Genomic DNA, 1,415 nt, shown 5'->3' with positions numbered 1-1,415 from the left:
GCTGTGGGGAGCATCGCAGCGGTTTTTGAAGAGGTGCTCCGGGGTCATGCCCAGTTCGGAATCGTACCCCTGGAAAATTCCACGGACGGCCGCATCGCCGACACGCTGGATATGTTCATCCGCACCCCGGCACGGATTTGCGGCCAGGTCGAGCTGGAAATTCACCACACGCTGCTGGCGAAATGCCCGCGCTCTGAAATTCGGGAGGTGTACAGCCGTCCGCAGGCGCTGTCCCAATGCCGGAACTGGCTGGCCAAACATCTCCCCGGCGCCCGCCTTATTGAGGTGACCAGCACTTCAACGGCAGCCCAACTTGCTTCGGAGAAGCCGGGAGCAGCCGCCATAGCAAGTCTTCAGGCTGGTGTGTTTTACGGATTGACGCCACTTGCCGAGAATATCGAAGACAATCCGGGAAATACGACGCGTTTTGCGATCATTGGAAATCAGACGTGCGCAAGAACAGGCAACGATAAGACGGCCCTGATGTTCCAGGTCGAACACAAACCGGGAGCCCTGGCTGACGCGATGAACGTCTTCAAGCGGAATCGCCTCAATCTTACATGGATCGAATCCTTTCCGGCCCCGGGATGCCGAGGAGCCTATTACTTCTTCGTGGAGCTGGAAGGTCATGAGTCCGAACAGCGGGTGCGTCGTGCTTTGAATGCCCTCAAAAGCAAGACCCAACGATTGGAGATTCTCGGCTCTTATCCTGTTACCGCGCCGGTGAGCACCTGACGCGACGGCAAATCCACGAGTCCTCCGGGACAGGCGTCACTCTAAATACTGCAAGCAGCAGGGGCCTCACGTGCATACAATGGAAACAGATCTTCACGCGAACTCGGTGAAACCATCGGAGAGGCCTGACTGCTGTCGAAGGCCTATCCCTCCCTGGCTGAGGAGTCATGCCCCCTTCGTGGTCATCAGCGGAGGTCAGACGGGAGTCGATCGGGCCGCCCTCGATGCCGCCCGGGAAAATAGTCTCCCTCACGGCGGCTGGTGTCCCGCCGGCCGACTTGCGGAGGACGGTCCAATTGCCGAGATATACCCGTTGATTGAAACCCCAACAGCCGAGTATGCGGTCCGCACCGAGTGGAATGTACGGGACTCTGACGGCACCCTCATCCTGACGCGGGAGTCCCTGACGGGAGGGACTCGCCTGACGGCCATACTCGCTTTGCGGTACAACAAACCTCTGCTCGTGGTGGATCTTGCGCGCATCACCGATCCAGAGCAGTTATCACAGCGGATCATCGAGTGGCTCCGCTTGCATAAGATCCGTGTGCTCAACGTAGCGGGCCCGCGAGAAAGCACTTGCCCGGGCATTTACGCCCGGGCGAAGCGCGTGTTAGACGCTCTTTTTGCAAAAATGAGGCAGTCGGGAGAGTGACTGCACAACTCGTCAGCCGAAAGTCTTA

Annotated in this window: 2 protein-coding genes; both read left to right on the top strand. The window is 58.7% G+C overall.

Annotated features, from left to right (window positions below; all coding sequences use genetic code 11):
* A partial coding sequence (pheA, locus tag H5U08_RS18745; RefSeq protein ID WP_297036658.1) for a prephenate dehydratase occupies nt 1-735 on the top strand: 735 nt, incomplete at its 5' end.
* A gap of 178 nt (nt 736-913) precedes the next feature.
* Complete coding sequence (locus tag H5U08_RS18740; RefSeq protein ID WP_297036655.1) at nt 914-1,387, top strand: putative molybdenum carrier protein; 474 nt, start codon at nt 914-916, stop codon at nt 1,385-1,387.
* Nucleotides 1,388-1,415: the final 28 nt, after the last annotated feature.

It is taken from the genome of Thermogutta sp. (genome assembly GCF_014359955.1).
Lineage (GTDB): Bacteria > Planctomycetota > Planctomycetia > Pirellulales > Thermoguttaceae > Thermogutta.
This window is presented reverse-complemented; position numbering and strand designations above follow the sequence as displayed.